General features: G+C 72.9%; 8 protein-coding genes. 4 read left to right on the forward strand and 4 right to left on the reverse strand.

All coding sequences use genetic code 11. The features are described 5' to 3' along the window. Positions 1-53: 53 nt before the first annotated feature. Together LW587_RS16885 and LW587_RS16890 are read left to right on the forward strand one after the other, a co-directional pair. Complete coding sequence (locus tag LW587_RS16885) at positions 54-1,205, forward strand: AAA family ATPase (protein WP_232630759.1); 1,152 nt, start codon at positions 54-56, stop codon at positions 1,203-1,205. A gap of 2 nt (positions 1,206-1,207) precedes the next feature. Further along, positions 1,208-1,903, forward strand: coding sequence for an MOSC domain-containing protein (locus LW587_RS16890; protein WP_232630760.1), 696 nt, complete (start codon positions 1,208-1,210; stop codon positions 1,901-1,903). 96 nt (positions 1,904-1,999) lie between these two features. Here the strand turns inward: LW587_RS16890 and fabI are convergent, their stop codons facing one another. From fabI to LW587_RS16905, 3 genes are all read right to left on the reverse strand, one after another. Then, positions 2,000-2,827, reverse strand: coding sequence for an enoyl-ACP reductase FabI (fabI, locus tag LW587_RS16895; RefSeq protein WP_232630761.1), 828 nt, complete (start codon positions 2,825-2,827; stop codon positions 2,000-2,002). A 143-nt stretch (positions 2,828-2,970) separates the two neighbouring features. Then, entirely contained in the window at positions 2,971-3,915 is a 945-nt protein-coding gene (locus LW587_RS16900) for a DnaJ C-terminal domain-containing protein (protein ID WP_232630762.1), read from the reverse strand. A gap of 128 nt (positions 3,916-4,043) precedes the next feature. Beyond that, a complete protein-coding gene (locus LW587_RS16905) occupies positions 4,044-4,544 on the reverse strand; it encodes an RT0821/Lpp0805 family surface protein (RefSeq protein ID WP_232630763.1) in 501 nt (166 codons plus the stop codon). 86 nt (positions 4,545-4,630) lie between these two features. On the opposite strand from LW587_RS16905, the gene pdxH reads away from it, so the two are divergent. Further along, entirely contained in the window at positions 4,631-5,296 is a 666-nt protein-coding gene (gene pdxH, locus LW587_RS16910; protein ID WP_269780340.1) for a pyridoxamine 5'-phosphate oxidase, read from the forward strand. A 30-nt stretch (positions 5,297-5,326) separates the two neighbouring features. Here pdxH and LW587_RS16915 read toward each other — a convergent pair whose 3' ends face one another. Beyond that, a complete protein-coding gene (locus tag LW587_RS16915) occupies positions 5,327-5,722 on the reverse strand; it encodes a response regulator (protein ID WP_232630764.1) in 396 nt (131 codons plus the stop codon). Between the two features lie 244 nt (positions 5,723-5,966). Here LW587_RS16915 and LW587_RS16920 point away from each other — a divergent pair, with 244 nt between their 5' ends. Further along, positions 5,967-6,689: an SDR family NAD(P)-dependent oxidoreductase gene (locus LW587_RS16920; RefSeq protein WP_232630768.1), complete on the forward strand. Its 723-nt coding sequence runs from the start codon at positions 5,967-5,969 to the stop codon at positions 6,687-6,689. The last annotated feature ends 161 nt before the right edge of the window (positions 6,690-6,850 follow it).

Here is a 6,850-nt window from a genome sequence, read left to right on the forward strand (position 1 = left end):
ACAGCGGGGGGCAGGCCCGCTACGCTTCTCTCCCGAGGCCGTGCGAGTCACCGATGCCGATCGTGCAGGACATCGAGGCGGCCGGCTACCGGTCCCTGAGAGACATCCGGTTCCCGGTCGGGCCGCTCACCGTGTTCGTCGGCGGCAACGGGACGGGCAAGACCAACCTGTACCGGGCCCTCGCCCTCCTCCAGGCCGCCGCCGCCGGCACGCTGACGCGGGCGCTGGCCGCCGAGGGCGGAATGGATTCGGTGCTGTGGGCGGGAACCCGCCGCCGGGGCGAGCCGGCCCGGGTGCGGCTGCGCGCGGATCTCGCGGACGCGGAAACCGGCCACGCCTACGCCTACGCCGTCGAGGTCGGCCTCGTGCCGCAGGTCCGGGACGCCGTCCTCGGAGCGGCGTTCCGTCTGGAGCCCCAGGTCAAGGCGGAGCGGCTCACCGTGCAGGGCGGTGCGCGCCCCGTCGTCGCCCTCGACCGCGACGGGCCCGCGGGTTTCGTGCGCGACGAGGAGGGCCGCAAGCGCCCGCTCGGCACCGGCCTGCTCGCCACCGAGACGGCGCTCGCCGCCCTGCAGGACGGGATCCGGTTCCCGGAATTGCAGATCGTCCGGCAGGCGATGGCGGGGTGGCGCTTCTACCACGACGTCCGCACCGACGCGGGCTCGCCGCTGCGAAAACCCTGCCTCGCGGTGACGGCGCCGACCCTGGCCTCCGACGGCGCCAATCTCGCCGCGGTGTTCGCGACACTCGCCCATATCCGCGGCGACACCGCCGATCTCGACGCGGCGATCGACGGCGCCTTTCCCGGCGCCCGCCTCGTCGTGCCGGAGCCCGGGCGCGCGGCGCAATTCGGCCTCGTCTTCCCCGATTATCCCATGCGGGTCTTCGAGGCCTCCGAAATGTCGGACGGGACGCTGCGCTACCTTGCGCTCGCGGGCGCCCTGCTCGCCTACCGGCTGCCGCCCTTCGTGGCGCTCAACGAGCCCGAGACCAGCCTCCACCCGGATCTGATGGAGCCCCTGGCGCGGATGATCGTGCAGGCCGCGCGGCGCACGCAGGTCTGGCTGGTGACCCATTCCGAGCGCCTCGCCGCCGCGGTGGCGGCGGAGGGCGGCGTGCGCCCGCGGGTGGTGACGAAGCGCGCGGGCGCGACCTGGATCGAGGGCCTGCAGCTGGGCGGGGATTTTCAGGACGAGGAGGCTTAGGGATGCGGGTCGTGATTCGCGCGGTGCTGACCGGGCCCGTCGCGCCGCTCGGGGCGGCGGGTCACGTCAGCGCCAGTGCCATCGCCAAGGCGCCGGTCGCCGGCGCCGTCGCGGTGGGCCGGCTCGGCCTCGCGGGTGACGCCCAGGCCGACCGGCGCTTTCACGGCGGGCCGGAGAAGGCGGTGCACCATTACGGCCTCGACCATGCCCCGGCTTGGCGCGCGGAGCTGCCCGGCGCGCCCGACCTCCTGGAACGGCCCGGCGCCTTCGGCGAGAATGTCTCGACCCTCGGCCTCACCGAGGCGGAGATCTGCGTCGGCGACCTGTGGCGGGCGGGCAGCGCCCTCCTCCAGGTGTCGCAGGCCCGTCAGCCCTGCTTCAAGCTGAACCTGCGCTTTTCCGTGCCCGACATGGCCCGGCGGGTTCAGGCGAGCGGCCGCACCGGCTGGTACTACCGGGTGATCGCGGAGGGCACCGTGGCGACGGGGGACACCCTGGCCCTGGTCGAGCGCCCGCATCCGGACTGGCCGCTGTCGCGGCTCCTGCACCACGTCTACGTCGACCGCCTCGACCGGGCGGCGCTCACGGCCATCGCGGCGCTGCCGGAGCTCTCGGAGAACTGGCGGGCGCTCGCCGCACGGCGGCTGGCGAGCGGGGCGGTGGAGGATTGGTCGCGCCGCCTGACCGGAGCGGGATAGGGCCGACCTGTCCCGTCCGGGCGTTTTCCGCGCCCGCGCCGCGCGGCGGCAGGGGCCCGCCTCCCCCAGGTAAGGCGGGAGGCGAGGCGCCGGCGCCTAGTCCCGGTCGCGGGTGATGTCGGGCGCCTCGGGATTCTTCATGCCGACGACGTGGTAGCCGGCATCGACGTGGAGGATCTCGCCGGTCACGCCCTTGGACATGTCGGAGAACAGGTAGGCCGCGGTCTCGCCGACCTCCTCGATCGTCACCGTCCGGCGCATCGGCGCGTTGTACTCGTTCCACTTGAGGATGTAGCGGAAGTCGCCGATCCCCGAGGCCGCCAGCGTCTTGATGGGACCGGCCGAGATCGCGTTCACGCGGATCTGCTTCGGGCCGAGATCGGCGGCGAGATAGCGCACCGACGCCTCCAGGGCGGCCTTGGCGATCCCCATCACATTGTAGTGGGGCATCCACTTTTCGGCGCCGTAATAGGTCAGCGTCAGGAGCGAGCCGCTGTCGCGCATGATCTTCTCGGCGCGCTGGGCGATGGCGGTGAAGGAGTAGCACGAGATCAGGAGCGACTTGGTGAAGTTGCCTTCCGAGGTCTCGATGTAGCGGCCCGTCAGCTCGTCCTTGTCGGAGAAGGCGATGCAGTGGACCACGAAGTCGATGCCGCCGGGAAAGGCCTCGGCGGTGGCCGCGAAGGCGGCGTCGATCGAGGCCGGGTCGGTCACGTCGCAATGGCCGACCACCTTGGCGTTCAGCTCGCGCGCCAGCGGCTCGACCCGCTTCTTGAGCGCGTCACCCTGGTAGGTGAAGGCGAGTTCGGCCCCGTGCTGAGCCGCACTGCGGGCGATGCCCCAGGCGATGGAGCGGTTGTTGGCCACGCCCAGCACCAGCCCGCGCTTGCCCGCGAGCAGCCCGCCCGCCTTCTGATCCGACATGCGTCACCTTCGCTTCGGCCGCGCGCGCCCCCTCGATGGGCGCGACGGGCTTCCTTAGCGGAGGCCCGCCGGAGGGGGAAGCCTGAAGCCGTCGAACCTGAAGCCGTCGTCGCGGACGGGCGCCCATTGGGCCGCCCGCCGGCTCAGACCGTGCCGGCCTTGGCCTCGCGGCGGCGGCGGGCATAGTCGGTGAGGGCGGCATCCTCGCCGACGGGGAGCGCCACGGCCGTCGTGGCGAGGAGGTCGCCGCGGGTGCCGTCCTTCTTCGGCAGCCCCTTGCCGCGCAGGCGGAAGGTGCGGCCCGAACTCGTCATCGCCGGCACCTTCATCTCGACGGCCCCCGTCAGCGTCGGCACCCGCAGGGTCCCGCCCAGCACCGCGTCCTCCAGCGGCAGCTCGACGGTGGCGCGCAGGTCGGCGCCCTCCACCTTGAAGACCGGATGGGGCAGCACCCGGATGGTCAGCAGCGCGTCGCCGGGCTCGCCGCGGGGGCCCGCCCCGCCGCCGAGGCCGCGCAGGCGGATGGTCTGGCCGTCGACGACGCCCTTGGGGATCACCACGTCGACGTCGCGCCCGCCGGGCAGGCCGATACGCATCTTCTCCTCGCCCGCGACCTGTTCGAGGGTGACGCTGAGCTCGGCCGCCACGTCCTCGCCGCGGGCCGGCCCGCCGCCGCCCCGGCCGAAGCCCGGCCCGGCCCCGCCGGCGCGGAACGCCTCGCCGAAGATGTGGCTGATGAAATCCTCGCCGACCCCGCCGGGGCCCGCGCCGGCGCCGCCGCGCTGGCGGGTGAAGCCCTCGAAGTCGAAGGCGCTCCCGCCCCGGCCGCCGCCGAAGCCCGAGAAGCCCTCGAACCCGGTCGCCCGCGGCTTGCCGTCGGCGTCGATCTCGCCGCGGTCGAACTGGCCGCGCTTGTCCTTGTCGCCGAGGATCTCGTAGGCCGTGTTCGCCTCCGCGAAGCGCTCCTTGGCCTTCGGGTCCTTGTTGCTGTCGGGATGATAGGCCTTGGCGAGCTTGCGGAAGGCCTTCTTGACCTCCGTCTCGCTCGCGCCCTTGGGCACGCCCAGCACGTCGTAGGGGTTTCGCATCGTCGATCTTTTGAAGGGGTCGAACCGTCGAGGGTACGGCCTTGGCCGCCCGGCTTCAACGTGGGGAGGGCGTTGCGGTCCTGCAACACCCCGACGGTGCGATTCCGAAGGCGGCCGCGGGGCCCTCGTCAGCCCCGGCCCGAGCGCAGCCGCTTCAGCTCCCACACGCCGCCGCTGAGCTTGCAGCCGGTGCCGCGCAGGAAGCGGCTCCGCGCGCCGGGGCCAATCTCCTTGCCCGCCCCCTTGCCCGCCCCCTTGCCGGCGGGGTCGCCGACGATGGTGGCCAGGAAGTCGCGGCAGATCTCGTCGCCCGCCACGTAGGGCAGGCCGGTCGGGTTGACCGAGCCGCGCATGGCGGTGTCCGGGTTGTCCCACTTCACCGGGCGGCCGTTGCCCTGCGGGTCGAGGGCCAGGGAGAGCGCCCCATGGGCGCGCCGCCAATCCTCGTCGTCGAGGTCGCGGCCGAAGCTCGTCGGACGCTTCGGGATCGAGCCGGTCACGGTCGGCTCGGGCGTGGTCGGCGCCTCCTTCGCCTTGAAGGAGAGGATCGGCCCGCTGCAGCCGGCCGATGTGGCGGCGGCCAGGCCGGCCGCCAGGCAGGCGAGGACTTTACACAGACGCACACGCATTACACCTGAACTCGAGGCAGACAGGGTCCGACAAGGGTATGATGCCCGCGCCGGTGCCCCCCGACCCGGATGCCACAGAGAGCAAAATGACCTTCGATCGGTTAAGAGAGGATGATCCCGCCGGTCCCGGCGCGTCCCACGCCGCTCCATCGGACTTCACCCTGGCCTCGGATCCCTGGATCCTGTTCACCGCCTGGATGGCGGAGGCGGAGGCCGCCGAGCCCGAGGACGCCAACGCCATGGCGCTCGCCACCACCGGGGCGGACGGGTTGCCCGACGTCCGGGTGGTGCTGCTGAAGGGGCTCGATCCCCGCGGCCTCGTCTTCTACACCAACCTCGAATCGGCCAAGGGCGGGCAGCTCCGGGAGAACCCGCAGGCCGCCATCGTGCTGCACTGGAAGTCCCTGCGCCGGCAGATCCGCGCCCGCGGGCCGGTTTCCCCGGTCACGCCGGAGGAGGCCGACGCCTATTTCGAGAGCCGCCACCGCGACAGCCGCATCGGCGCGCTCGCCAGCCGCCAGTCGCGCCCGCTCACCGACCGCCCGACCCTCATGGCCGAGGTCGCCGAACTCTCGGCGAAGTACGAGAACGGCCCGGTGCCCCGGCCGGAGCACTGGGCGGGCTTCCGCCTCGCCCCGGTGCAGATGGAGTTCTGGCAGAACGGCGCCTACCGCCTGCACGACCGGGTGCGCTTCACCCGCGCGGGCCGAAGCGAGGGCGAGGGCTGGTCCCGCGCGCGGCTCTATCCCTGAGGCGGAGTCTCTATCCCCGAGGCGGGGCCTCTATCCCTGAGGCGGGGCCTCGGACGGATCGAGCAGGCCGCGGATCGCCTCGATGACCTGCTCTTCCGTGTAGGGCTTGCGCAGGAAGCGGCCCTCGGCCGGCACGTCGCCGGGCTGGGGCCGCACCTTGCCCGAGGCGATCACGATGCCGACCCCGGGCCAGCGCCGGTGGATGCAGGCGGCGAGCTTGATGCCGTCGATGCCGAGCGGCATGTCGATGTCGGTCACGACGACCCGCACCGCCGCGCCGTCGTCGAGCACGCGGATCGCCGCGTTGCCGTTGTCGACCGCCCAGACGGCGAATCCCGCATCCTCGATCATGGCGATCGCGGAGTGGCGGGTGACGGCATCGTCCTCCACGACGAGCACGATCGGCTTCTCCCGCGTTGTGCTCACGCTTGCCGCCCTCACGCCCACCGCGCCCCGTCCTTCCCGCTCGCACGGAACGGCCGCCGGGGACAACCCGTGCGGATCGACGGGGTCCCCGGCGGCCCGCGCCTTTCGCAGCGCAGCGGGAACGCTGGATTTCCGACAGGGCGCGGCTTAGACCTTGAACCGACATCACGCCCGCCGCGCCGCGGCGCGTTTCGCGGGCAGCGAGGAATCGGCCTTGGCCTCATCCAACGACCGTCGACGGGTGATGCTGCTCACCGGCGCCAGCCGGGGCATCGGGCATGCCACCGTCAAACGCTTTTCCGCCGCAGGCTGGCGGGTGATCACCTGCTCGCGCCATCCCTTTCCCGAGAACTGCCCCTGGGAGATGGGCCCGGAGGACCACCTCCAGGTCGATCTCGCCGACGCCGCCGACACGGTGCGCGGCGTGCGCGAGGTGGCCGAGCGCCTCGCCGCCGAGGGAGGCTTGCTGCAGGCCCTCGTCAACAATGCCGGCATCTCGCCGAAGGGGCCCGGCGGCGCGCGGCTCGGCGCGCTCTCGACCGAGTACGCCGATTGGGCCCGCGTCTTCCAGGTCAACTTCTTCGCGCCAATCCTGCTGGCCCGGGGCCTGTGCGAGGAGCTGACCCGGGCGCGGGGCTCGATCGTCAACGTCACCTCGATCGCGGGCTCGCGGGTCCACCCCTTTGCGGGCGCGGCCTACGGCACCTCGAAATCGGCGCTCGCTGGGCTGACCCGGGAGATGGCCGCGGATTTCGGGCCGCTCGGGGTCCGCGTCAACGCGATCTCGCCCGGCGAGATCGACACCTCGATCCTGTCGCCGGGCACCGACAAGCTCGTGGAGCAGATCCCGCAGCGCCGCCTCGGCACCCCGGACGAGGTCGCCAAGGCGATCTATTTCCTCTGCACCGAGGCCTCGTCCTACGTGAACGGCGCCGAACTCCACATCAACGGCGGCCAGCATGTATGACCCGCGGGCGGCGCGTGCCGCCCTGCGGGCGACGGGCGCCCTGCTGATCCTGGCCGCCCTCCCCGTCCGGGCCGAGCCGGCCCCCGCGGTGGAGCCGGTCGCCCTGCCCTTCCGCGTGGCGGCGATGCGCGGCCCCGGCAGCGAGGTGGCGCTCGCGGTGG

The sequence above is a fragment of the Methylobacterium sp. Leaf118 genome, assembly GCF_920984675.1.
GTDB lineage: Bacteria > Pseudomonadota > Alphaproteobacteria > Rhizobiales > Beijerinckiaceae > Methylobacterium.